The sequence below is a fragment of the Paenibacillus sp. ALE3 genome, from assembly GCF_054113405.1.
The window spans coordinates 3,559,961-3,584,124 of the sequence record NZ_CM134214.1; the positions used below are offsets into that span (position 1 = coordinate 3,559,961).

Below are 24,164 nucleotides of genomic sequence, written 5' to 3' on the forward strand. Positions count from 1 at the left end.
AGTTGTTTATTGACGCGCAAACTGCTTCAAGAACGACAGATCGCTGTTATAAAAATGGCGAATATCATCAATGCCGTATTTCAAAATGGCAATCCGTTCTACACCCATACCGAATGCAAAGCCACTGTATACCTCGGGATCAAAACCACCCATTTCCAGCACTTTCGGATGCACCATACCACAGCCTAAAATTTCAATCCACACGCGCTCGCCGTTTTTCTTCACAAAAGTCACGTCTACTTCAGCACTTGGCTCGGTGAACGGAAAGAAGCTTGGACGCAAGCGGATTTCGGTCGATTCCCCGAACATTTCGCGTGCAAATTGCAGCAAAGTTCCTTTCAAATCACTCATACGAATGTCTTTTCCAATCACAAGACCTTCAATTTGGTGGAATTGGAAGGAATGCGTTGCATCGTCATCATCACGTCGGAATACCGTACCCGGACAAATCACCTTAATAGGCGTTTCACCCTTCATCGCCTCCATCGCGCGAATCTGAACTGGTGACGTATGAGTGCGCATCAACAGATCCTCGGTCAGGTAAAATGAATCCTGCATATCGCGTGCCGGGTGATTTTTAGGCAGATTCAATGCTTCGAAGTTATAATAATCGGTCTCTGCCTGCGGACCCTCAGCCACTCGATATCCCATACCTGTAAAAATATCCTCGATTTGCTCGATCACTTTGTTAAGTGGGTGGAGCCCGCCTTGCGGCATTGCGCGTCCAGGCAAGGTAACGTCGATTTTTTCTGCTTGCAAACGCTCATTCGTTTCTGCTTTCGTGAACTCGTCCTGCTTACGGTTAACGACCTCTTCAATCGCCTCACGCACCTCATTGGCTACCTGTCCAACAACTGGACGCTCTTCCGCGCTCAGCTTGCCCATACCGCGCAAAATTTCGGTCAACGCACCCTTTTTACCCGAATATTTAACTCGTAGATCAGCCAGCTCCTTAGGTGTTGCCACCTTCTCCAATACTTCCAGTGCTTCTTCCTTCAAGGCCAGCAAATGTTCCTTCATTTGGATGGTTTCGCTCATCGCCTGTTCAGTCCCCTTTCTTCATATCCAGCTTTTCAGACAACAAAAAAAGGTCTTTTCTCCCGAAAAGGGACGAAAAGACCGTGGTACCACCCTCGTTAGACAATGAAGTTTAGCAACCCGATGCGTTGCCTTATGGCAATCAGTACGGGTGTTCATTCATGCTATGCATCATCATCTCGCTCTACACGTTGTAACGGTCGTGAACCGGTATCCCCTACTTGCACAACCGCCATTTACATGACGCTTGAGGTTCAAGGAACTGCTCCGGAGCGAACTTCAACAGCCCAATATTTGTAGAAACGCTCTCAATCCTACGGCGCTTCCTCCCTGTTCAATCGGACACTGCCTACTCTTCTCCATCAAGACATTTTCAAAATACGAACTATTGCTCATTATTATATGCAAACTACTGCACTTTGGCAAGCAGCGCCTATATTACATTCCTTCAGATATCGGGATCATTCAACTGATCTAGCTTGGCACGAATGCGCCTGATGTCGCTCAAGAGCTCCTCATTTTCTCCACTCGTCCCCGTCATTCCCATCAGTTCGGTAAGACGCAACTGTAATCGAAGACGTTCCTCCCGCTCTTCCTGATCCTTAGGCTCTCGGATACGGCTCCGTTCATCTTCTTGTTTTTCGTCGGCCGTCCCTTCATAGATTTCATATCCGCCGCCCGGCTTCATATCGAGTAACCGAGTTGCCGTACAACGCACCAGCTCCCGGTCATGCGAGACGAGTACCAACGCCCCATCATATCGGCGTAAAGAATCCTCTACAATTTCACGGGTTTCAATGTCAAAGTAATTCGTCGGTTCATCCAGCACCAGCAGATTGGCTCCACTAAAGTACAGACGCAGAAAAGCTACCCTGCATTTTTCTCCCATACTGAGCGTTCCGATCCTTTTGAATACGTCCTCTTTGGCAAATAGAAAACAGCCCAGCACCGTTCTCGCTTCTGTTTGGGTCATTGTAGGGAGCGCAAGCAGACTGTCGAGCAACGTCTGATCCTCTGGAAGCTGCTCCAGCTCCTGTGAAAAATATCCGATGTTCAACTGTGGGTTGGCTGTAATTGTCCCCATCTGCGGTTCGAGCTGACCTGTTAATAACCGAAGCAGCGTGGTTTTGCCAATTCCATTGGGTCCCCGAACAGCCAAACGTTCCCCACGTGCAACGTTCAGATTTAGATTTTTCACAATGACATGGTCGTCGTAGCTAAAGTCAACCTGTTCAGTACGCAGCAAATATTTAGCCTGAAAACCGCTATCACTTAATTTCATGTGCAAAGACGGAGCTTCACGTGGTTGTTCTACCCTGTTAGCCTCCAGTCGCTCCAGTTCCTTCTCTTTCGCATGATAACGGGAGATATTTTTTTTAGCCTTGGCCTTATAGAAGCTCTGTGTAATAGCCACTTCGACTTTGGATGCGCTACGATGTGCCTGGTGAAACCATTCCCTGTAATTTCGAATCGTGTCCTCCAGCGCCTGTTTCGCCAGTTCCTGCTTCCGATAGCTCGCCTCCTGCTCTCGTTGTTCCCGCTCCTTTTGTGCTTTATATTCCTTATAACCGCCTTTATAGCGCCCAATACCTGTGGATGTAAGCTCGACTATACTCGTGGCCACCTGATCCAAAAAGGCTCTGTCATGCGATACAAACAACAGTGTTCCAGGATACGTGGATAGCCACTGCTCCAGCCAGAGCAAGCTTTCGGCATCCAAATGGTTGGTTGGCTCATCCAGCACCAGCAACTTCGGCTGCCTGACCATCAGTCCAGCCAGTCGTACTCTTGTCTTCTGTCCACCACTCAGCTCACCATAAGCAATCGACCACGTCCGTGCAGGCATCCCCATTCGGGTGAGCGCCTTTTCCACCTCAGACTCCCAGGCAAAGCCTTGCAGACGCTCATATTCGTCCATCAGCTCGCCGTAACGCTCCAGTTGCTGCTCCATATCCTTTCCAGCAGCGGCTAGGCTAGCTTCCAGCTGTCCCAACGCTTGCTTGAGATCCCAGTGCTGAGTGCTCGCCTGCTGTGCGACCTCCAGTGCGGTTCGAGACCAATTCACTGTATCCTGCTGCTTCAGCCAGCCGTGCTCTTCCAGCGGCAAATCATACTCTACTTGACCGGAGGTTGGCGCTTCATCTCCCAGCAATATTCGTAATAGCGTCGTTTTGCCTGCTCCATTTCTTCCAAACAACGCGAGCCGTTCTCCTTCCGTCACGTCCAACGACACATTCTCAAATAAAGATGTCCCGTTCCATTCCTTGACTATATTGCGAACCCGTAAAATGGTTTTCATACCACGATCATCCTTTCCCAGTCCGGTTTTTATACCGGAAGCAATAAAAAAAGCCGCAGAAGGCTGCGGCTTGCATACAGGAATATAGAATGACTGTTATGAATGGTTTCAGAACATACACCTATGAAAAATAACACCGCGAACGAAAAAGAAAATCTCGTTACGGATCTTCAACGCATACGTCCCTACTTTCATTTCAGACACACTTCTCCCGTTGCAGCTTGCAGCCGCCTGCCAGTAACGTGCAGTTGAGTGGGAAAATCAGTGTGCTTACTTCATCGGACGTATGGTTACCTTCCTTTTCATGGGATGCTTACTTGCAGTCAGTATAGCAGATCACAGCATATTTTCCAATACCCGCTTTATTTTCCAAAGACCAAAGTTGTATTGGACGAACCTGCATACTTAGTTACGAACTCTTTAGTATATTCAGGAGTTTGAACTTGATAGCTGTAGTTCTTGCTCGGGTTCCATCGGGTCACAGGCGATTTTTGGTTAGTGATGGCTGGAAAACTACCTACATCTTTGAATTCACCATTGGCTTTATCATCCAGAATACCGCCCTTTTCACTACCTTTTCCAAAATAATTATTCTCGGAATAAATTCGTGCATTGGTTGCTATTGTGTAAGCCAACTGAAAATTATTAATATAATTATTTTTCACATGGAAATATCCATATCTCATCAGACCTGGACCGCGTACAAGTAAGTTTTCAAAATAATTATTGGCAATCGTAATATGGGGCATGCCGTCATAATTTTTATTGCTGTCATCTGGATAACCCAGAATAAGGCCATATTTATGATTGGCAAATTTGGAGTTGCTAATGGTTACATAATCAGCCGATTGTCCTATGTACAAAAGTTTGTCCAAATCCGAGCCATTTGCATTATAATTATGACCTGCAAAAGTAACATGATCAATCCAATAATTTGTACCTGCAGTAAGATATAGCTGGATATCATCGTTACCATTAATACTGGCACTGTGCTCAAAAGTTAAATTTTGAAAGATCACATTTCCCGAGTTAGCTGTTGTTTTCAAATGAATATTGACTAGCTTATTTTGCGCATAAGAGCCGATTAGAGATTTGTTAGAACCGATATTGACCACGGTTTTAGAAGAAGCAGAAATATTCTTTTCGATGACCAGAATTTTGGGAGTTGAATCCCCTAGCTGATTTTTCAATTCGTTTAGATTATTGATATAGATGACCCGACCATTTTTGCCCCCTGTTGTAGCAGGCTTTGAAGCTCCTGTTTCGCTTTTAGCCTGTCCAGCAAAACCAATCATGCCATTCGTCGACGTATTTGGGAAATCAGTCGCAGCGAACGTAGCACTTGCTGAAAAGGTAAAAAACACAAAGGCCAAAGCTAAAAGAAAAGAGAATTTTCTCATCGCAGCCACACCATCCTTTTTTTATATTTAATTCCAATTACGAGACTATACTTTTTTTACAAAATGGTAAATAGTTCTTTTTATCTGTTTATTTATAGCATATAAGAGAAATATTTAAATTATATTATTTAACAGCGTGAAAATAGTTCGTAGGAACGCAAAAAAGCCGGGATTCCCCATTGGTAGCCCGGCTAAAATATATTCCTATTAAAAACAAAATAAAAACCCTTGAATTTAAAAGGGTTTCGGAATTTTTAAAGTCGTAAGCGGGTGATGGGAATCGAACCCACGCTATCAGCTTGGAAGGCTGAAGTTCTACCATTGAACTACACCCGCATTATATAACATCTTGATCCATATGTATGACACACTTAAGCTCTCGTCAACTAACTGAATCAGGATGTTATTCAGTATAACTTATCTTTCCACAAAATGCAAGCATACTACATACCATCCTGAACCAGCCAATTGACAGGTTTACGTAAAAACAATTTTTCAAAAACTTCTGCCGGAATGGGGCGGCTAAAATAATACCCCTGCCCTTCATGGCAATCCTGCACCTGCAAAAATTGAAGCTGCTCCTCATTTTCCACCCCTTCAGCCGTAACCTTCAGCTTCAAATGGTGAGCCATAGAGGCAATGGTAGATACAATGGCCGCATTTTTGCTGTCAACCAGCACCTCATTTACAAAGGAACGGTCAATTTTAAGACGATCAATCGGAAGATTCTTCAAATAATGCAATGAGCTATAACCCGTTCCAAAATCATCAATACTGATTGCAACACCAATAGCCTTTATTTTTTTCAACTGTTCAAAAGCCCGGTCCTTATCAAAAGTCATACTCTCAGTAATCTCCAGTTCTAAATAGCGTGGCTCCAGTCCCGTATAGGCCAAAATGCCCCGAATTACATCCACCAGTTTTTTTTGCTGGAATTGGCGCATGGATAAATTGACCGAAATCGGGATCGATGGATACCCTAGCTCCTGCCACTGCTTATTTTGGAGACACGCCTCACGCAACACCCATTCCCCCAGGGGCACGATCAGGCCACTTTCTTCAGCTACTGGAATAAAATCACCCGGCATCACCATCCCGCGATGAGGATGATTCCAACGCACCAGCGCTTCCAAACTCGTTAGCTCGCCACTTTGCAGATGGACGCGTGGCTGATACACCAATGAAAATTCTTCATTTTCAAGCGCTCGCCGCAAATCATTCTCCAGCTGGAGCCTTTCATGCGCTCGCATCTGCATCGCACTAGCATACCGCTGAAAATTCACTCCTTGCTCCTTGGCACTATGAACGGCTGTATCCGCCTGCTGAATAAGTTGTTCGCTCTGATTCGCATCCGACGGGTACAAAGCTATGCCAACGCTCACCATCACATGATAAGACTCCCCATTAATATCAAAAGGCTGATCGAACAGCTTCACCATATCATCAATACGATTTCTCATGGCATCTGAATCTTCGTAGCCCATTAGAAGAAAGGCAAATTCATCTCCACCCATGCTAAAGACAGCTTCCCCCTCACGGCAAAAATGCCCCAAGCGTTCGCCTACCGCATACAGCAAATAATTGCCTGCCGTATGCCCAAGCGAATCATTAATCGCTTTAAAACGATCAATATTTAGCACTAAAAGCGCTACTGTCTCATCAGATTTCAGTGAATTGCGCAATATTTTATCCAGGCGCTGGGAAAGACGACGGCGATTGGGAAGGCCTGTTATATCATCGTTATAAGCAATATGATTAAACTCAGATTCTGCCGCCTGTTTTTCCCGATAAGGAACCAGAACCATAAGCCGGACTAGACCGCTCAACAGATTATAAAATGCAATTACGTTTGTCAAAAGTCCTATAAGATGATTGATATCACTCATTTGCTTAGCAAATAAATAGAATAACTGGCTCACAACACACAGCCCAATCCCACGAACGATAAGCAACATGCCCAACTCCGCAGGGCGGACTTTTCGGTATTTTCGTACTCCAAAAATAAATGTAAGCATCAGCAGTAACATGACAACCAGATTCAACGTCCAGCCCAGGTTACCTAATTCGTACCGTATACGTAGATCTGGTAAGCCTGCATCATATGCCTTAATAACTCCTAGAATCAGCAACGTACAACCTATCCCTGCCCACAAAGCCACTGTTTTGTATTCAGACTTCGTCCTTCTAAATGGGAGAGAACAAACGAATAGGAGCATAACAGAGGTAAAGGCACGATTTACAAATAGTAGCCACAACGAAATGCCCGGAGACAAAGCAAAGTCCGTCAGGCTTACGAAACTAAACGAAACAATATGAACAAGGTAAAGCAGACCAGCCACCAAAAACGTTGGGGCAATAAGAAGTCTCTGCCAGGTCAACTGTTCCAGCAAAACGGACCAGGATTGATAAAAAATAGAAAAACAAATCGCAGCACAGGCAAACCCTATAATCGGATATAACAAGAAAAATACATTATAGGAGTATATTTTATTCAAAGTTACGTGAAATAACTGAACTAAGACAAACAAAACTATGGCGGCAATACCAATGCCTATCGTTTTTTTTACTTCCAGCCGTATATTCATTCAGCCTCTTCAGCCCCCTGCATATCGGAGATTCCGATCATCTAAGACGTTTGACAGCTTTGGAAGCCGTTGTTTAAGTCTATAGTATCAAAAAAAATGTTGTATTCTGGTATATAATAGCATTTAATCTGTGAAAGGTGAATCATTTTTTTGTTCTATATTCATGAATTTATTTTCGCATTTGCGCAAATGCACGAGCTTACAGTACCAAAAAAGCGCATCATCTTTTCAGATCATGCGCTTCAGACGACATTTTTCAATTAGGTGATACCTATACCCCAACGCTGCACACCACAACAGAAATAGTATGTACAGGACCCCTCTGCGAAAATCTCATCATATTAGACTACAGGAAGTGTGATTTTAAATTGTGTACCGCTTCCATGCTTACTGTCTACATGAATGAAGCCTCCATGATTTTTGATAATACGATAGCTCACAGCCAATCCCAAGCCGGTTCCACTTTCTTTTGTTGTAAAAAAAGGATCAAATAAACGCGCCAATGTATTGTGATCCATCCCTAATCCGTTATCTTCAATACAAATGTGGACATAAGAGCCCTCAAGCACGGTATGGATATCAATGCATCCCTCTCGTTCCCCGCCGATGCTTTCAATGGCATCCATCGCATTTTTAATCATATTGAGGATAACCTGCTTAATCTGCTTCACGTCAATGGAAACCTTCATGAGTTCATCATTTTCATCCAGTGCGATCTGGCAGCCCTTCATCAACGCCTCGCTTTCTGTCAGCATCACTACTTCTTTCAACAGTCCCATCACAGATACAGCCGTTTTTTGCGGAGCCGAAGGCTTGGACGAATTTAAAAACTCGTAAATAATGTCGTTCGCACGATCAATTTCGGTTAAAATAATGCGGGCATACTCATCCCTGCCCAACTCCACCAAGTGCGGCCGAAGCAATTGAATAAAACCCCGGATTGCAGTAAGCGGGTTGCGGATTTCATGGGCGATAGATGCCGAAATACGTCCCAGCATTGCCAGCTTGTCATTTTGATACGCTGTCTGCTCAATCTGCTTATAATCCGACACATCCTTTACACTAAACAAAAAATCGCCATCCATCTGATCACCGTAGGTCACTGTTATCAACCAATGCCGACCATACTCATCAATCAACTCATGATAGCGCTTTCTATGAAAGATAGTTTCTTTATAAATCCGCATAATTTTCTTCTTCTTAAACCGACTTAACTCAGGATGATGCAAAATTTGCATCAGGTTGCGACCCGCGAGCGAACTACGTGGTAGCTCCAGTAATCTCGCCATTTGCACGTTAATAAAGGTCAGTACCCCGTCACTGTCAAACAGCATGATACCACTATCCAGGTTCTCCAGTACATTTTCATACTTATTATTGGCGATCTGTGTGGAAGGGCAAGCTCCCACGGTATCAAGCAAGGCTTCTTGGAATTCACTGATCATGCCAGGCTTCCCCCTTGTATCGGAATGATAAACTGGCCGTATCGGACGTGTAATATTCTTGAAGAAGAGAAAGGCATCTATCGATCACCCTTCAAATGGTGTAAAAAACAGTTTCAATCAACTCCGACCATTTTTTTCGATTCGAGTCTTATTTTATGATAGACAAGATTAAGGATCACAGTCAATCGGAAAAAGTGTCGAATCCACATTTTTATCCTATTTTCTTTCGTCATAATATCTGCGCAACATTACAAAATAAAAAAATAAGTTAAAAATAAGCGCCCTACACACCAAAGAAGCTCTCCAGATTTGAGAGCTTCTTTGGTGTGTAGGATGTCAACTGCCGCTCTTATTATGTTGAAGCCGGGATCGTCTTTGACTCATAACAGCCAGTCTTCTCTTAAGCTCTCCCTGCCATTTCTCATCATTCATCTGTTTCGCTACCGTCAATAAATCCAGCGACATGTCAATTTGGCGCTTCACAATTTCAAATGCATCTTCACTCTCACGATTTACACAGTTTTCAAATATCGTATCATCGTCTTCCATGACATAATCCTGAAAATCAATCTCGGATGCCCCATCACCATGTGCATACTCAGCCAAAATTTCATACTCATTTTCAACTTTATAATGAACTTCAATGCGACGACATACCGGGCAAAACAGCAAAGGAACATTATGGACTTGGGTGCGGTAATGCTTCAGCGTTCCCTTGGTTCCTACCATGCTTGCTCCACAGCAATAACTCATCCGGGCTCAGCCTCCTCTGAACAAAACCTGTTCTGCCTTGTTTATCTTCTACAATACCTTATTCGCTTTCATCAGGCAAAATTCCTCCAGAACACAACAACATTTCCATAATTATTTGTTACTTCACTCTGTATTACATGATTAAGACAGGCTATTCCTATATCTCCGCTGTATAGCGCAGGCAAGCAAGCCCCCAACAACGGTAAAGTAACCACTTGTTGGGGGCTTGCTTGTTTAAATTCAACTTGTAAAGCTAATGTTACAGATTTTTATCGCCTGGTTTCCAGTTCATTGGGCACAAGCCACCGGATTGCAAAGCTTGCAGTACACGCAATGTTTCTTCTACACTGCGGCCTACATCGTTGTGGTTAACCACTTGATATTTCAGTTCGCCTTCTGGATCAATGATGAACAAGCCGCGCAATGCAACGCCTTCTTCTTCGATCAGAACACCATAGTCGCTTGCTGTTTTTTTCGTGATGTCAGAAGCCAACGGGAAGTTCAGTTTGCCCAGACCGTTGTTTTCTTTAGCTGTGTTGATCCATGCTTTGTGGCTGTGCACGGAGTCTACACTGATACCCAAAATCTCAGTATCCAGCTCTTTGAATTGGTCAGCTGCATCGCTCAATGCTGTAATTTCTGTTGGGCATACAAAAGTGAAATCCAGTGGATAGAAGAAAAATACGAGCCACTTGCCACGGTAATCGGAAAGTTTCACCGAGCCAAATTCTTGACCGTCTCCAGATACTGTTTCCAATGCAAAATCAGGTGCGGGTCTTCCTACCAATCTTTCTGCCATAATGTGAAATCCTCCTTTAAAATATGTAAGAAAAACACCAATTGTGTTTTCCTCAATCATCTGTATTGTAATAAACCACCTACTTGATAAATGTTATCATTCGCTGAAATCAAAGTCAATATTGTAACCATTACTTTTTTATAATTATTTTAAACTAGCTTAAAAATTCACAATTTATTCACATTCCAAGAGCTTTCTGATATGCAAGTAGCTCCTGATTGCTCAGGAGCTACTTTGTCAAACATTTGCTATAAAATTATACTGTATAACCTCACTATATAATAGGAAGCTTTTTTTTCAGAACAAGTACGTTTCCGGGGACTTTAGCGAATAGCTGCTGCGATCAAATCGCCCATTTCAGTTGTCGAGATCGCTTGTGATTTATCCACCGCGATATCTGCCGTACGGTGTCCTGCATCCAGTACCTCAGCTACCGCCTTCTCGATAGCGTCAGCTGCTTTCTCGTACCCAAAGGTGAGGCGGAACATCAAAGCAACGGACAAAATCGTTGCAATGGGGTTCGCCAGTCCCTGACCAGCAATATCAGGTGCTGAGCCGTGCACCGGCTCGTACAGACCGAAGCTGCCTTCTCCCAGTGATGCAGAGGAGAGCATACCGATGGACCCAGTCAGCATAGCTGCTTCGTCACTAAGAATGTCACCAAACATATTTTCGGTTACAATGACGTCAAAACTGGATGGACGACGCAGCAATTGCATGGCACAGTTATCGACCAATACATGCTCAAGCTCGACATCTGGGTAATCTACAGCGACCCGGTTAACAACTTCACGCCATAAACGGGAAGTTTCCAGTACATTAGCCTTATCCACCGATGCGAGCTTTTTGCGACGCTTTTGTGCAATTTCGAAAGATTGGCGAACAATACGCTCTACTTCTGTTACATTATATGCGCAAGTATCGACCGCTTCTTCCCCCTGAGCACTCTCTCGTCTGTACTTCTCACCGAAATAAATGCCGCCCGTCAGTTCGCGCACCACGATCAAGTCCGTTCCTTCCAATACCTCTGGTTTCAATGTAGACGCGTCCTTGAGACAATCGAAAACGACAGCAGGACGAAGATTTGAAAATAGACCGAGCTCTTTGCGAATACCGAGCAATCCGGTTTCAGGACGAAGCTCCTTAGGATTGTTGTCCCATTGTGGTCCACCTACCGCTCCCAACAGCACGGCATCTGCAGATTGACATACGGCCAGTGTTTCTTGCGGCAATGGAGTCCCCTTCTTATCAATGGCAATCCCGCCGAACAGCGCATGCTCTGTTTCAAATGAGAGGCCAAACACTTCTTCCGTACGTTTCAAAATTTTCTCTGCCTCTGCGACCACTTCAGGTCCGATTCCGTCTCCCGCTATTACTGCAATCTTTTTAACGTCTGCCATCACGTACACTCCTCTTGTTATACAGCCATACAGCCGTATTTCTCATACCTTCTTTGTAACATATTTGGGAGGGCTTTGACCAAGATATAGAATCTATCAATTCAATAGGCTTAGCCTATAAGCTGATTTTTTCATCAGAGAATAAGAAAACAGGACCGATACCGATCCTGTCTATACTCATTCCTTGGGCCTGTATAAAATTAGGATTTATAGTCTACGCGATTGCTGTAATTTTTACGCTTGTCGATCAAACCGTTCAGTGCATCCACATAAGCCCGTGCACTTGCTTCCAAAATATCGGTGCTTACCCCACGTCCCTGTACAGATATTCCGTTCTGAGTCAGCACCACATGTACTTCCCCTAGAGCGTCCTTGCCATGGGTAACAGATTTAATGGAGTAATCAGAAAGTACAACACTCTCGCTGCTGGCTTGATCAATCGCGTTATAGATCGCATCGACTGAACCATTCCCTTCAGCTTCTGTCTCAATCACCTGACCTTCATCGTTAACCAGTCGCACTTGTGCGGAAGGCGTAGCCTTGTTCCCATAAGTTACGAAAATGGTTTCCAGCTTGAAGACTTCAGGTGCATCGGCCAATTTTTCTTCCAGCAATGCCAGGATATCATCGTCCGATACTTCCTTCTTCTTATCAGCCAAATCCTTAAACTGCCCAAAAGCGCGATTCAGATCTTCTTCGTTCAATTCGTAGCCCAACTCAACCAAACGCTCCCGGAAAGCATGACGCCCTGAATGCTTGCCCAGCACCAGCTTGCTTTCTTTCAGACCGATACTTTCCGGTGTCATAATTTCATAGGTCGTCTTTTCCTTCAGCATGCCGTCTTGGTGAATACCTGATTCGTGCGCAAAAGCGTTAGCACCCACGATCGCCTTGTTGCCCGGCACTACCATCCCCGTCAAACGGCTAACCAATCGGCTCGTGCGTGCAATTTCAGACAATTGCAGAGACGTTTTGGCTTGGAAAAATTCCTGTCTCGTCTCCAGTGCCATGGCGATTTCCTCAATGGCCGTGTTTCCAGCACGTTCACCGATACCGTTAATAGTCCCCTCGATCTGATCTGCACCGTTCAGGATCGCAGCAAGCGTATTAGCAGTAGCCATTCCCAAGTCATTGTGGCAATGTGCACTCAACTGAATCTTCTCCACATCAACCACATTTTGCTTGATATGTTTGAATATATTTCCGTATTCGTAGGGTGTTAAGTAACCTACCGTGTCTGGAATATTGACGACAGAAGCCCCTTCCTGTACAGCCATGGTGACCATTTCAACCACAAAATCAAGCTCCGTACGTCCTGCATCCTCCAATGAAAACTCCACTTTTGGCAAATACTTCAATCCATAACGAATGGCTGCACGGGCAGTTTCCAATACCTGTGCCTTCTCCATCCGTAGCTTATGCTGACGATGAATTGGAGAGGTTGCCAAAAAGATATGGATACACGGGTCCTGTGCTCCCTTAAGCGCCTCGCGAACCGCATCAATATCTTGTTCCCTTGCACGCGAAAGGCCAATAACGGTCGAATTTTTTACAGCTTTTGCCACTGCATTAACAGCCGCCAGATCACCCGGAGAAGCAGCCGGGAACCCAGCCTCCATACGATCGATTCCCAGCTTTTCCAACTGATGAGCGATCTCTACTTTCTCACGAGTATTCAAGTTCACGCCAGGTGACTGTTCTCCGTCTCTCAACGTTGTGTCAAATATATATATTTTGCGCAACCTAACGCACCTCCTCAGGATTTGGACCCTTAAATTACAATGCGGCTCACGCAATAAGCAGGGCCGCATTGTAATTAATATTTATAAATAATTCATGTTGTCGAGCTTATAGTACAAAAGGTTGTTACTTTTTGATCCAATGCATCATTTCACGCAATTGTCCGCCCACCACTTCAATCGGATGGTTAGCTTCATTACGACGAGTAGCCGTCAGGAATGCACGTCCAGATTGATTTTCAAGGATGAAGTCACGAGCAAATTTACCTTGTTGAATGTCAGTCAATACATCCTTCATGGCTTTCTTCGTATCTTCTGTTACCACACGTGGTCCAGTTACATAATCGCCATATTCTGCTGTATTACTGATGGAATCACGCATTGTTGCCAATCCACCTTCATACATCAGGTCAACGATCAGCTTAAGCTCATGCAAACATTCGAAGTATGCCATCTCAGGAGCATATCCGGCTTCAGTCAATGTTTCAAAGCCCGCTTTTACGAGTGCGCTCACACCGCCACACAATACCGCCTGCTCACCGAACAGGTCCGTCTCCGTTTCTTCACGGAAGGAGGTTTCAATTACGCCTGCACGTGTACAGCCAATGCCTTTTGCGTAAGCAAGACCGATTTCTTTGGCTTGGCCTGTTGCGTCCTGTTCAATTGCGATCAATCCCGGTACACCAAACCCTTCCACATAGGTACGACGTACCATATGTCCTGGGGATTTTGGAGCAACCAGCAATACATCGCTATCTTTAGGAGCTACGATTTGTCCAAAATGAACATTGAAACCATGGGAGAACAAAAGTGCTGCGCCTTTTTTCAGGTTAGGTTCGATTTCGTTTTTGTAGACAGAAGCTTGAGTTTCATCAGGCAACAAAATTTGAACCACATCTGCACGGCTTGTTGCATCAGCTACGTTTAGAACTTCAAAACCGTCGTTTCTTGCGACATCAGCTGATTTGCCTTCACGCAAACCAATAACAACATTTACACCACTGTCACGCAAGTTTTGTGCTTGAGCATGTCCTTGGCTACCGTAACCAATTACGGCCACTGTTTTTCCTTTCAATACGCTGAGTTCTGCATCTTTTTCGTAGTACGTTGTAACTGCCATGGTTAATTTCCTCCTTTTAATTGGACCCTTCATAATGAGCGGGTACTCCAAGAGACTTCGCCTCATGATTGGTATCTAAAAATCTCTTCGAGCACCCGCTCTTATGCGGGCGGTTCTTTAATGATGTAATGCGCTATAAGCGGTAAATCGTTAAAGCTTTATATTATGCATTTCCACGTATCATAGCTGTAACCCCGGTTCGGGTCAACTCGCGAATACCGTAAGGCTTCAACAACTCGATCATCGCATCGATTTTTTCAGTATCGCCAATGACCTGAACAATCAAGCTTGTCGTTCCAACATCAATTACAGCTGCTCTGAACGTTTCTACCACGCCCATAATTTCTGGTCGCTGAGGCGGTTCAGCCTTTACCTTAATCATTGCCAATTCCCGAGCAACCATCGGCTTGGAACTGAGATCGATGACCTTGATCACATCAACCAGCTTGTAAAGCTGCTTTTCAATCTGCTCCAGGTTGTTCTCATCTCCTACAGTCACAATGACCATACGGGATAATCCAACTTCCTCCGATTGACCCACAGTTATGCTCTCAATGTTGAAGCCACGGCGACCAAACAGTCCGGACACACGTTGCAAAACGCCGGGATGATCATTTACCAGTACAGCAATGGTATTTTTTGTCGTCATTTTACTCGTCCCCCATCAGCATTTGATCAATTGTCGAACCTTGCGTCACCATCGGATATACATTCTCTTCCTTGCTGACTACAAACTCGACAACGACCGGTCCGGGTGTATCAAGCGCCTCCTGCCAAGCCCGACGTGCTTCTTCCTTATTCGTAGCACGCAGTCCTTTGACACCGTATGCTTCGGCCAGTTTCACAAAATCCGGGCTTCCAGCCAGGTCAATGTGACTGTACCGATTGTTATAGATCAATTCCTGCCATTGGCGAACCATTCCAAGTACCTGGTTGTTGATGATTACGATTTTGACCGGAATGTTATTGATTGCACAGATGGCTAATTCCTGCGAACACATCTGCATGCCGCCGTCTCCGTTAATCGATATTACCAATCTATCGGGATTGGCCATCTGAGCGCCGATGGCAGAAGGGAAACCAAATCCCATCGTACCCAGTCCACCGGAGGTGACCCATGAACGTGGCTGATTGAATTTGTAATACTGTGCTGCCCACATTTGATGCTGTCCTACGTCCGTCGTAACGATTGCTCCGCCCTTGGTCGTTTTATCCAACAATTCAATAACCCATTGTGGTTTAAGCACTGTTTCAGAATCCTTATAAGAAAAAGGTTTCGCAGCTTTCCATTGCTGAATTTGCGCTCTCCATGCATCTGCCAGATCCGCGCGTTTCACATCCTGATTCAGCAATTCCAATACTGCCTTCACGTCGCCTACGATTGGAATATCCGCGGCAACATTTTTTCCGATTTCAGCAGGATCGATATCAATGTGTACGATTTTGGCTTGAGGAGCAAATCCATCCAACTTGCCTGTCACCCGATCATCAAAGCGGGCACCGATACAGATCAGCAAATCCGACTGTTGAATCGCCTGATTGGAAGTGTATGTTCCGTGCATTCCCGGCATCCCTGTCCAGAGCTCATGTCCACTTGGGAATCCTCCCAAACCAAGCAATGTTGTTGCAATCGGAATTTCCGTTTTACGAACAAATTCGTAAAGTGCTTCATGTCCACCAGAGTATACAACTCCTCCACCTGCCAGAATGAATGGACGTTCTGCTTCGGCGATAGCTTGAGTCAGCTTGTCTAGTTGAATTTTGTTGGGCAACACGTTCGGGTTGTAACCCCGCATGGTCACAGGTTCCGTCTGTGGAACAAACAACGTCTGGGCTGCGGAGACATCCTTCGGAATATCAATCAGTACTGGTCCTTTTCTACCTGTATTGGCAATATGAAATGCCTCATGGATGATTCGCGGCAGATCCTCTACATCTCTCACCAGATAGCTGTGTTTCGTAATCGGCATTGTAATTCCCGTGATATCAGCTTCCTGGAAAGCATCTGTACCGATCAGGGAAGATACAACATTACCCGTGATGACCACCAACGGCACCGAATCCATATAAGCTGTCGCTATGCCAGTTACCAGGTTTGTCGCTCCAGGTCCGGAAGTCGCGATACAGACACCAACTTTACCGCTTGCCCGTGCATAACCATCTGCTGCATGAATAGCTCCCTGCTCATGACGAGTGAGGACATGCTTGAAATCCTTGAAGCCGTACATGGCATCATAGATATAAAGCACTGCACCACCTGGATATCCAAAGACACACTCTACTCCCTCCAGCAAAAGGCTACGGAGTAAAATTTCCGAACCTGTAATCACCTCAGGCTTCATCCACTTTTGACGTAATTCATCGGTTGACCTAACTTCAGGAATTTGTGCACTCATTGGTCATCCTCCTTTACAAAATTTACATACATCTGACATTTGTAAAAACAAAAAAACCTTTCATCCCTAGAACAGACTTGCTGTTACTGAGGGACGAAAGGCTCTAGCTTCCGTGGTACCACCCGTGTTTGCCCGATATTTCGCAATATCGAACCTTGGCAGGTACAGAAATCACAAAGGATCTCCATATCTGGCGTCTGTAACGTAGACCGTACGATTTTCCCTAATAGGCGATTCGGCGCACCGTTAATATCATGGGGCCCAAATACTTTTCAGGAAAACAGCTCCAAGGTGAGCTCGTTAAAAAGGGATTTTGGTGAAGCTTGCAGCTAATGCCTCACTCTCTGAACAAAAGAGCCCTAATCACTTCGTCCTCTTCATTGCCGTTGTGTTCATGTCATTCTTTCAAATGTTTAGACACATTATATGTCCCCCATCTGGGATAGTCAATACCCATATTTCATAAAAATTTATGTTTCTCCGCTTAAACACCTCTGGGTCGCACGCTTGTAAGAGGTACCCGCATATTATAAAAAAGACCGCACAGTGAGATTTTGTACTCCTCCAAAGACCAAGTCATATCTTGTTAAAAGGGTAAAAAAGGAGGCCCGTTTATGATTCGCAAACGATGCGCCCAAGATGACAAAATAATCTTCCGTCTAATTGAGCAAGAGCTTGTCCCCTTATCGCATTTAAGTGCCCAAGAAATGGATCAAATACGTAAAGAATTACCCCGGCGCTTAAACCGGGGCATCACTTTTGTAGCTTGCAGACCGGATAATGCACAGGTTGTTGGCTTCATTCATGTTATGCTGCATGGAGAACTATTATACATTGATTTGATCGCAATTTCTTCGGCTCATCAAGGTAAAAGATACGGAAAAAAGTTGCTGGAGTATGCCGAGCAATACGGCCGACTGCGACGTTGCAAGCGGGCTAAAGTGATGGTGGACGAAGACAATGTGCGAGGGATCCATTTTTATCTACGCCATCAATACCACATGCTACGATATGTGGCTCTAAGCCGATGTCACGAACTCGAAAAGTCATTGTGAAAAGCATGGTTTTCGGGATTTTGTAAAACTAAAAAAAGTTGGGGTAAAACGGGCCTACTCCGGGGTATCCCCCGTCTGGATATGGTCCATACTGTGGACCATATCCTGGTCCTCCATAGCCTGGTCCTCCATAACCTGGACCGTAGCCACCGTAGGCACCCACGTATGGAGCTGTGCCAATGGCAAGCAAATCAAAAAGCACCAGAGGAATAATCGCCTTCGTGTTTACTTTTTTCTTACGGTTTGGTTGGAGAATCAGTCGGTTACCCGAAATGCGAATCAGCTTGCCACTGACCCGGGAGCCATCCTTACGTGTAGCGAAGATGACTTTGCCGACAAGCTTCTCCACCTGCTTTCTGGTTACTGCCTGTTTCATCGTATTTCCTCCTTCTTTCTCAACGGATGGACAGATTGAACGGCTCCTTGATAGCTTACCACCACCACAAAATAGACTGGAGCTGACAGGGGCCGAGCGTCCGTCCAATCTGCATAGCACAGTCTATTCCATTCAAGCCAGAAGCGTATGTTTAAATGCCTGCACAATGTAAAAAAATCTGGTACCTGCACATGCAGATACCAGATTTTCATATACACTAACGCGTATATTTAAAAACATTCAGCTGTCTATGAGTTATTAACGCTTGCTTGGATCATACAGTTGACCCAAAGCAGCCGGAGCGCGTGAACGTCCAACTGCCGCCACCAGCACAATAATCGTCAGGAGATACGGCAACATAAAAATAATTTCCTGGGGAATACTTTGCGACCATGCAAACAACTGCACATAGTTGCGAATGGCTTGTGAAAAACCGAAAAACACTGCCGCGCCAAAAGCACCGAGCGGATTCCATTTACCGAAAATCATAGCCGCAATAGCAATATAGCCCTGCCCCGAAACGGTATTATGTGAGAACATATTGGTTGTAGTCAAAGTGATTGTTGCTCCACCAATCCCAGCCAACGCACCACTAATCATAACACCGATATAACGAAGGCGATTGACCTTGATCCCCACGGTATCGGCTGCACCTGGATGCTCCCCTACTGAACGCAAACGCAAGCCAAACGGAGTTTTATACAAAGTAAAGTAGCCAATAATAACCAATAGAATAGCTAGATATGTCGTTGGGTAGGCTTGGAAAAATGCTTTTCCTGCAATCGGAATATCCACAAGATAAGGGATGGATATCTCGTTAAAGCCTTGAATTCGACCAGTGTCACCATCACCCTCGAATAACAGCTTAACCATGTACAGGGTACTACCTGCTGCCAAGAAGTTAATGACAATCCCGCTGATTACCTGATCGGCTTTAAACGTAATAGAGGCAACAGCATGAATGAGCGAAACCAGAATACCGAACACCGCAGCTGACAGCACACCTACCCAGGCCGCAGAGGTGCCTCCTAGTCCCGCTTGCTCGGCATAAAATCCGCCCACACCTGCCGCAAACGCCCCAAATACCATAAGTCCTTCCAATCCCAGATTCGTTACACCGGATTTTTCCGAAAAAACTCCGCCAAGAGACGCAAAAATAATCGCCGTCGCAAAAACGAGCGTTGTATGGATTAATTCACCAAGTGTTAACCAACTCATTTTACAACACCTTCTCTTTCTTCCACTTGGAGTAGAGCGGCTTTACAACCCAACGCACAATACCTTGGGCCGCAATGAAGAAAATAATCGAGCCAATGACTACTCGGATAATTTCTGGCGGTACATCCGCGCTAAAGCTCATCCCCGCAGAACCATACGTAAGTGTTCCGAACAAAACAGAACCGAGCAGTACACCGAACGGATTATTCATCCCGATCAAAGACACAGCGATACCGTCAAAGCCCGTTCCCGGTGACCCTGCCATGACAGATTGATAATGGAAAACCCCCAGCACCTCAAAAGCACCAGCCAATCCGGCAAAAACACCACTAATAAACATCGCTTTTATAATATTGCGATTTACATTCATGCCTGCATAACGGGATGCATCCTGATTAAATCCGACAGCCCGAAGCTCATAGCCCTGCTTTGTTTTCCACATAAAAATATAGAAAAACACTGCCGCCAGCACAGCAATAACTGTGCCCCAATGAACCCGAGCATTCCCCATCATCTGGGACAGCCAATCAATGGAAATGGAAGCGGAAGGTTGGATATCCACAGAGCGATTTTCGCCTTCCATAAGTGCAAACTGATTAATCACCAAATTAGCCAAATACAGGCCGATCCAGTTCATCATAATACAGGTAATAACTTCGTTCACGCCTCGCTTGGCCTTCAAATAGCCAGCAATCGCTGCCCACAAGCCTCCGAAAACTGCTCCTGCGATCACAGCCAGCGGTGCATGAATGATAGCAGGCAGCCCATGAAGTTTGATGCCCACAATCGAAGCAGCTGTCATACCGACCAAAAACTGCCCTTCGCCACCGATATTAAACAACCCGGCACGAGCCGCAAAAGCAAATGCCAATCCTGTTAGAATCAAAGGAGTCATCTCACGGATCGCTTCGCCAAAGTTGTAGGAATCTCCATACACACGGCTAAATAAAGCGGAATAAGCCACAATAGGGTCATACCCGCCAATCATCATCACGATAGCACCCAGAATGAGGCCAAAAATAATAGAGACTAGAGCCAGAACAAAGGAGTCTTTTGTGAATATTTTTAATAAGTTAGCCATTCTCTGCTCCTTTCTTCACTGCACTTCCTGCCATCATCAGTCCCAGTTCCTGGTCATTCGTTTCTTCAGGCAGCACTTCCCCGACAATCTTGCCTTCATAGATAACAGCAATTCGATCGGATACATTCATAATCTCGTCCAGCTCAAAAGAAATGAGCAGTACTGCTTTACCTTGATCCCGCTGGGCAATCAATTGTTTCTGGACAAATTCAATAGCCCCGACATCCAGCCCGCGTGTAGGCTGCGCCGCAATGAGAAGGTCTGGGTTTTTATCAATTTCACGCGCTATGATTGCCTTTTGCTGATTCCCACCAGATAGCGATCTTGCCTTGGTATGAATATCTGGTGTTCTAACATCAAACTTCTCGATAAGACTTTTTGCCTGCTTTTCTATAGCGTCCTTGTTCAAGAAGCCATTTTTACTGTAAGGCGCCTGATAATACGTCTCCAGCACCATATTTTCACTCATGGAAAAATCGAGCACCAATCCATGCTTATGGCGGTCCTCCGGTATATGTGAAACGCCTGCCTCTGAAATTTTGCGCGGTGGCTGATTTGCCAGTTCTTTTCCGAGCAAACGGATACTTCCGCTATCCACCTTGCGTAATCCTGTCAAAGCTTCTATCAGCTCACTCTGTCCATTGCCGTCTACTCCAGCAATCCCCAAAATCTCGCCGGCCCTAACCTGCAGGTTCAATTCATTCAGAACATGAATGCCATCCTTGTTTTTAGAAATTACTTTGTTCATTTCCAGTACAGTTTGTCCTGGTTGAGCAAGCTTCTTATCCACTTTAAAGGACACACGACGGCCCACCATTTTCTCCGCCAGCTCATTTGGTGTTGTTTCAGATGTTTTGACCGTGTCAATAACTTTACCTCGGCGAATGATCGTAACCGTATCTGCAATTTGCATAATTTCTTTGAGTTTATGAGTGATAAGAATGATTGATTTGCCTTCAGCTACTAAGCGCTTCATAATTTCCAGCAACTCAGAGATTTCCTGCGGTGTCAGCACCGCGGTTGGCTCATCGAAAATCAGAATATCTGCACCGCGATAGAGCGTTTTGATAATTTCCACACGCTGCTGCATACCAACAGATATATCCTCAATTTTGGCATTCGGATTTACCTGAAGTCCGTATTGTTCAGACAACCGCTGTACTTCTGCGGCAGCCTTTTTATAATTGATTTTCAGACCTTTACGTGGCTCCGACCCAAGGACAATATTTTCGGTTACGGTAAACGGCTGTACGAGCTTAAAATGCTGATGCACCATGCCGATCCCCAGATCAATCGCCCTATTTGGACTATCAATCTGTACGGGGTTCCCTCCCATTTCAATGGTCCCTTCATCCGGCTGATATAGTCCGAAAAGAATATTCATAAGCGTAGATTTACCCGCGCCATTCTCACCCAAAAGGGCATGAATTTCTCCCTTATGCAGCTTGATGCTGATGGAGTCGTTGGCAACGATGCCGGGGAATCGTTTTGTAATTTGCTTTAACTCAACGACGGGGGTCGCTGCATCCATGAGATCACCCTTATACACTTTATAGTATGTGCTCCAATGAGCTGATATTGCCCGTTATAATCTTATAACTCCAGACGTAAGAACAAGGCTAGTCTTATGAACCAGCCTTGTCGCCACCTCTATGTTCTTCAGTCTAACTTATTTCGAAGGGACTGTAATCTCGCCTTTAATGATTTTTTGCTTGTATTGTTCTACAAGATCAAGCACGTCTTTAGGAACGTTTTTCGTAGATGTATCTGCCAAACCAATTCCGTTATCTTTCAGAGCCAGTGTTTCGACACCGCCCTTAAACTTACCGTCAATTACTTCTTGGGATACGCGTTTTACTGCTTCATCTACGCGTTTTACCATGGAAGTTAATGTTACCTCGTCACCAAACTCAAGTGATTGGTCTTTATCTACACCGATAACCCATACTTGCTGACCTTGCTGCTTACGCGCGAGTGCTTCGTTAAATACGCCTGTTCCTGATCCGCCAGCTGCATGGAAAATAATATCTGCACCATCGTTGTAGATCGTTGCTGCTGCAGCCTTACCGAGATCTGGCTTATCAAATGCACCCGTATAGTTCACATTCAGTTGTGCTTTTGGATTAACAGCCTTAATCCCTGCTTCAAATCCTTTTTCAAAACGTTTGATCAGCGGGCTGTCTTGTCCACCCACAAAACCAATTTTGTTTGTTTTAGTAAGTTTACCAGCCACAACCCCCACCAGGAAGGAACCTTCATTTTCAGCAAATACAACCGATTTAACGTTAGGCGCATCCACAACACTATCAATGATCGCCAAATTTTTGTTCGGATTGTCTTTTGCTACTTGTCCAATCGCATTAGCTAGATTAAAACCGATTCCCCAAGTCAGGTTGAAATCACCCTTAACGAATTGGTTGAGGTTAGGAATATAATCTTGGTCGGATTTACTTTGCAGGTATTTAACTTTAACGCCTGATTCTTTCTCAATAGCTTGAAGTGCCTCCCAAGCAGATTGGTTAAACGATTTGTCGTTTACTCCACCCACATCTGTAACCATGCCAAGTTGGACATTTGATGTTTTGGCAGAACCGCCTGCTTCTCCACCATTTGCGTTGGACGCACCTTGATTTTTGTTACCGCAGCCTGCGAGAATGACCGAGATCGCCAGCAGCATAACCAAAGACATACTAAACAATTTCTTCATGCTGATACTGTTCCCCCTTAGTGTTAGATCCCTGGACTGTCTCTTTTCTTTAGAAAATGCACATCATTTTCATGTCATTTACTGACGAGACAGATCGTACAGAAGACTTACTTTAGAGATTATACAATTATGATCGGCTAAAATCTAGACAATTAATAACCTTGGGTCAATTTTTTTTAGAATCCCAAAAATGTAAGCGTTACAAAATCAAAAAATCCATACATTCTATCATCACACGTCATATTTATTCGTATTTTGAAGAAAACGAAATCCTTTTTAGTGTTAAGTATGTACAAAAAAAGGCGTCCCTACACAGCGTACTGCTCGGGACACCTTTGTTACCACTTTCGCGGTTTTTACGCCTTAATTAAGCGTTGATTTTACCTTTAGCAACAGTGGCCAAAGAGTTGAATGCATTAATATCATTGACTGCAAGATCAGCCAAGATTTTACGGTTAATGTCTACACCAGCCAATTTCAGACCGTGCATCAATTTGCTGTAAGACAAACCATTCAAACGAGCTGCTGCGTTGATACGCACGATCCACAGTCTGCGGAAGTTACGTTTCGTCTGACGACGGTCACGGTATGCGTAAACAAGCGATTTCATTACCTGCTCGTTAGCTGTTTTAAAAATGCGGTGTTTGGAACCAAAATAACCTTTAGCAAGCTTCAATACTTTTTTATGACGACGACGAACGACGAATCCGCCCTTTACTCTTGCCATATCAAAAGACCTCCCAAATAATGTTT

At 44.7% G+C, this 24,164-nt stretch carries 19 protein-coding genes and 1 tRNA gene; 1 reads left to right on the forward strand and 19 read right to left on the reverse strand.

The genetic code is table 11. The features are described from left to right. Window positions 1-6 precede the first annotated feature (6 nt). The 13 genes from pheS to ilvB all read right to left on the reverse strand — a co-directional run bounded on the left by pheS (window position 7) and on the right by ilvB (window position 16,974). Entirely contained in the window at window positions 7-1,038 is a 1,032-nt protein-coding gene (gene pheS, locus ACXHJ2_RS15730; RefSeq protein ID WP_013370093.1) for a phenylalanine--tRNA ligase subunit alpha, read from the reverse strand. Between the two features lie 448 nt (window positions 1,039-1,486). Continuing rightward, entirely contained in the window at window positions 1,487-3,337 is a 1,851-nt protein-coding gene (gene abc-f, locus ACXHJ2_RS15735; protein ID WP_165081439.1) for a ribosomal protection-like ABC-F family protein, read from the reverse strand. 362 nt (window positions 3,338-3,699) lie between these two features. Then, a complete protein-coding gene (locus ACXHJ2_RS15740; RefSeq protein WP_090736077.1) occupies window positions 3,700-4,737 on the reverse strand; it encodes a pectate lyase family protein in 1,038 nt (345 codons plus the stop codon). A 265-nt stretch (window positions 4,738-5,002) separates the two neighbouring features. Further along, a tRNA-Gly gene (locus ACXHJ2_RS15745) sits at window positions 5,003-5,073 on the reverse strand. Window positions 5,074-5,180: 107 nt separating this feature from the next. Further along, window positions 5,181-7,322 carry a putative bifunctional diguanylate cyclase/phosphodiesterase gene (locus ACXHJ2_RS15750; protein WP_165081437.1) on the reverse strand — a complete coding sequence of 714 codons (2,142 nt, stop codon included), beginning with the start codon at window positions 7,320-7,322 and terminating at the stop codon, window positions 5,181-5,183. A gap of 341 nt (window positions 7,323-7,663) precedes the next feature. Next, window positions 7,664-8,767, reverse strand: a complete 1,104-nt coding sequence (locus ACXHJ2_RS15755) for an ATP-binding protein (RefSeq protein WP_013370087.1) — start codon at window positions 8,765-8,767, stop codon at window positions 7,664-7,666. A gap of 336 nt (window positions 8,768-9,103) precedes the next feature. Then, on the reverse strand, window positions 9,104-9,520 hold the full coding sequence (locus ACXHJ2_RS15760; RefSeq protein WP_064963921.1) for a hypothetical protein: 417 nt from the start codon (window positions 9,518-9,520) through the stop codon (window positions 9,104-9,106). Between the two features lie 259 nt (window positions 9,521-9,779). After that, complete coding sequence (locus tag ACXHJ2_RS15765) at window positions 9,780-10,319, reverse strand: peroxiredoxin (RefSeq protein ID WP_013370083.1); 540 nt, start codon at window positions 10,317-10,319, stop codon at window positions 9,780-9,782. 323 nt (window positions 10,320-10,642) lie between these two features. Continuing rightward, entirely contained in the window at window positions 10,643-11,719 is a 1,077-nt protein-coding gene (leuB, locus tag ACXHJ2_RS15770; RefSeq protein WP_013370082.1) for a 3-isopropylmalate dehydrogenase, read from the reverse strand. 200 nt (window positions 11,720-11,919) lie between these two features. Then, complete coding sequence (locus tag ACXHJ2_RS15775) at window positions 11,920-13,461, reverse strand: 2-isopropylmalate synthase (RefSeq protein WP_013370081.1); 1,542 nt, start codon at window positions 13,459-13,461, stop codon at window positions 11,920-11,922. Window positions 13,462-13,585: 124 nt separating this feature from the next. Continuing rightward, window positions 13,586-14,578 (reverse strand): ketol-acid reductoisomerase, encoded by a 993-nt coding sequence (ilvC, locus tag ACXHJ2_RS15780; protein ID WP_013309387.1) that lies wholly within the window; start codon window positions 14,576-14,578, stop codon window positions 13,586-13,588. Between the two features lie 163 nt (window positions 14,579-14,741). Next, complete coding sequence (gene ilvN, locus ACXHJ2_RS15785; RefSeq protein WP_013370080.1) at window positions 14,742-15,227, reverse strand: acetolactate synthase small subunit; 486 nt, start codon at window positions 15,225-15,227, stop codon at window positions 14,742-14,744. Window position 15,228: 1 nt separating this feature from the next. Next, a complete protein-coding gene (gene ilvB, locus ACXHJ2_RS15790; RefSeq protein ID WP_013370079.1) occupies window positions 15,229-16,974 on the reverse strand; it encodes a biosynthetic-type acetolactate synthase large subunit in 1,746 nt (581 codons plus the stop codon). A 614-nt stretch (window positions 16,975-17,588) separates the two neighbouring features. Between ilvB and ACXHJ2_RS15795 the strand changes: the two genes are divergently transcribed. After that, window positions 17,589-18,029: a GNAT family N-acetyltransferase gene (locus ACXHJ2_RS15795; RefSeq protein ID WP_025676364.1), complete on the forward strand. Its 441-nt coding sequence runs from the start codon at window positions 17,589-17,591 to the stop codon at window positions 18,027-18,029. A 28-nt stretch (window positions 18,030-18,057) separates the two neighbouring features. On the opposite strand, the gene ACXHJ2_RS15800 is transcribed toward ACXHJ2_RS15795, so the two are convergent. From ACXHJ2_RS15800 to rplT, 6 genes are all read right to left on the reverse strand, one after another. Next, window positions 18,058-18,405, reverse strand: coding sequence for a hypothetical protein (locus ACXHJ2_RS15800; protein WP_165081435.1), 348 nt, complete (start codon window positions 18,403-18,405; stop codon window positions 18,058-18,060). A 258-nt stretch (window positions 18,406-18,663) separates the two neighbouring features. Continuing rightward, window positions 18,664-19,623, reverse strand: coding sequence for an ABC transporter permease (locus tag ACXHJ2_RS15805; RefSeq protein ID WP_010349245.1), 960 nt, complete (start codon window positions 19,621-19,623; stop codon window positions 18,664-18,666). Window position 19,624: 1 nt separating this feature from the next. Further along, window positions 19,625-20,704: an ABC transporter permease gene (locus ACXHJ2_RS15810; RefSeq protein WP_165081433.1), complete on the reverse strand. Its 1,080-nt coding sequence runs from the start codon at window positions 20,702-20,704 to the stop codon at window positions 19,625-19,627. Continuing rightward, window positions 20,697-22,235: an ABC transporter ATP-binding protein gene (locus ACXHJ2_RS15815; RefSeq protein ID WP_165081431.1), complete on the reverse strand. Its 1,539-nt coding sequence runs from the start codon at window positions 22,233-22,235 to the stop codon at window positions 20,697-20,699. The genes ACXHJ2_RS15810 and ACXHJ2_RS15815 overlap by 8 nt, the downstream gene beginning before the upstream one ends. Window positions 22,236-22,373: 138 nt before the next feature. Beyond that, a complete protein-coding gene (locus ACXHJ2_RS15820) occupies window positions 22,374-23,411 on the reverse strand; it encodes a BMP family lipoprotein (RefSeq protein WP_013370073.1) in 1,038 nt (345 codons plus the stop codon). Between the two features lie 367 nt (window positions 23,412-23,778). Next, window positions 23,779-24,138 (reverse strand): 50S ribosomal protein L20, encoded by a 360-nt coding sequence (gene rplT / locus ACXHJ2_RS15825; RefSeq protein ID WP_007429517.1) that lies wholly within the window; start codon window positions 24,136-24,138, stop codon window positions 23,779-23,781. Window positions 24,139-24,164 lie beyond the last annotated feature (26 nt).

What these genes read in the sequence shown, in the direction of transcription:
- ACXHJ2_RS15795 (WP_025676364.1), top strand. Translation starts at nt 17,589, where the DNA reads ATGATTCGCAAACGATGCGCCCAAGATGACAAAATAATCTTCCGTCTA.
- ACXHJ2_RS15765 (WP_013370083.1), bottom strand. Translation starts at nt 10,319, where the DNA reads ATGGCAGAAAGATTGGTAGGAAGACCCGCACCTGATTTTGCATTGGAA.
- ilvC (WP_013309387.1), bottom strand. Translation starts at nt 14,578, where the DNA reads ATGGCAGTTACAACGTACTACGAAAAAGATGCAGAACTCAGCGTATTG.
- ACXHJ2_RS15750 (WP_165081437.1), bottom strand. Translation starts at nt 7,322, where the DNA reads ATGAATATACGGCTGGAAGTAAAAAAAACGATAGGCATTGGTATTGCC.
- ACXHJ2_RS15755 (WP_013370087.1), bottom strand. Translation starts at nt 8,767, where the DNA reads ATGATCAGTGAATTCCAAGAAGCCTTGCTTGATACCGTGGGAGCTTGC.
- pheS (WP_013370093.1), bottom strand. Translation starts at nt 1,038, where the DNA reads ATGAGCGAAACCATCCAAATGAAGGAACATTTGCTGGCCTTGAAGGAA.
- ACXHJ2_RS15740 (WP_090736077.1), bottom strand. Translation starts at nt 4,737, where the DNA reads ATGAGAAAATTCTCTTTTCTTTTAGCTTTGGCCTTTGTGTTTTTTACC.
- ACXHJ2_RS15810 (WP_165081433.1), bottom strand. Translation starts at nt 20,704, where the DNA reads ATGGCTAACTTATTAAAAATATTCACAAAAGACTCCTTTGTTCTGGCT.
- leuB (WP_013370082.1), bottom strand. Translation starts at nt 11,719, where the DNA reads ATGGCAGACGTTAAAAAGATTGCAGTAATAGCGGGAGACGGAATCGGA.
- ilvB (WP_013370079.1), bottom strand. Translation starts at nt 16,974, where the DNA reads ATGAGTGCACAAATTCCTGAAGTTAGGTCAACCGATGAATTACGTCAA.
- rplT (WP_007429517.1), bottom strand. Translation starts at nt 24,138, where the DNA reads ATGGCAAGAGTAAAGGGCGGATTCGTCGTTCGTCGTCGTCATAAAAAA.
- ACXHJ2_RS15815 (WP_165081431.1), bottom strand. Translation starts at nt 22,235, where the DNA reads ATGGATGCAGCGACCCCCGTCGTTGAGTTAAAGCAAATTACAAAACGA.
- ACXHJ2_RS15760 (WP_064963921.1), bottom strand. Translation starts at nt 9,520, where the DNA reads ATGAGTTATTGCTGTGGAGCAAGCATGGTAGGAACCAAGGGAACGCTG.
- ACXHJ2_RS15820 (WP_013370073.1), bottom strand. Translation starts at nt 23,411, where the DNA reads ATGAAGAAATTGTTTAGTATGTCTTTGGTTATGCTGCTGGCGATCTCG.
- ilvN (WP_013370080.1), bottom strand. Translation starts at nt 15,227, where the DNA reads ATGACGACAAAAAATACCATTGCTGTACTGGTAAATGATCATCCCGGC.
- ACXHJ2_RS15800 (WP_165081435.1), bottom strand. Translation starts at nt 18,405, where the DNA reads ATGAAACAGGCAGTAACCAGAAAGCAGGTGGAGAAGCTTGTCGGCAAA.
- abc-f (WP_165081439.1), bottom strand. Translation starts at nt 3,337, where the DNA reads ATGAAAACCATTTTACGGGTTCGCAATATAGTCAAGGAATGGAACGGG.
- ACXHJ2_RS15805 (WP_010349245.1), bottom strand. Translation starts at nt 19,623, where the DNA reads ATGAGTTGGTTAACACTTGGTGAATTAATCCATACAACGCTCGTTTTT.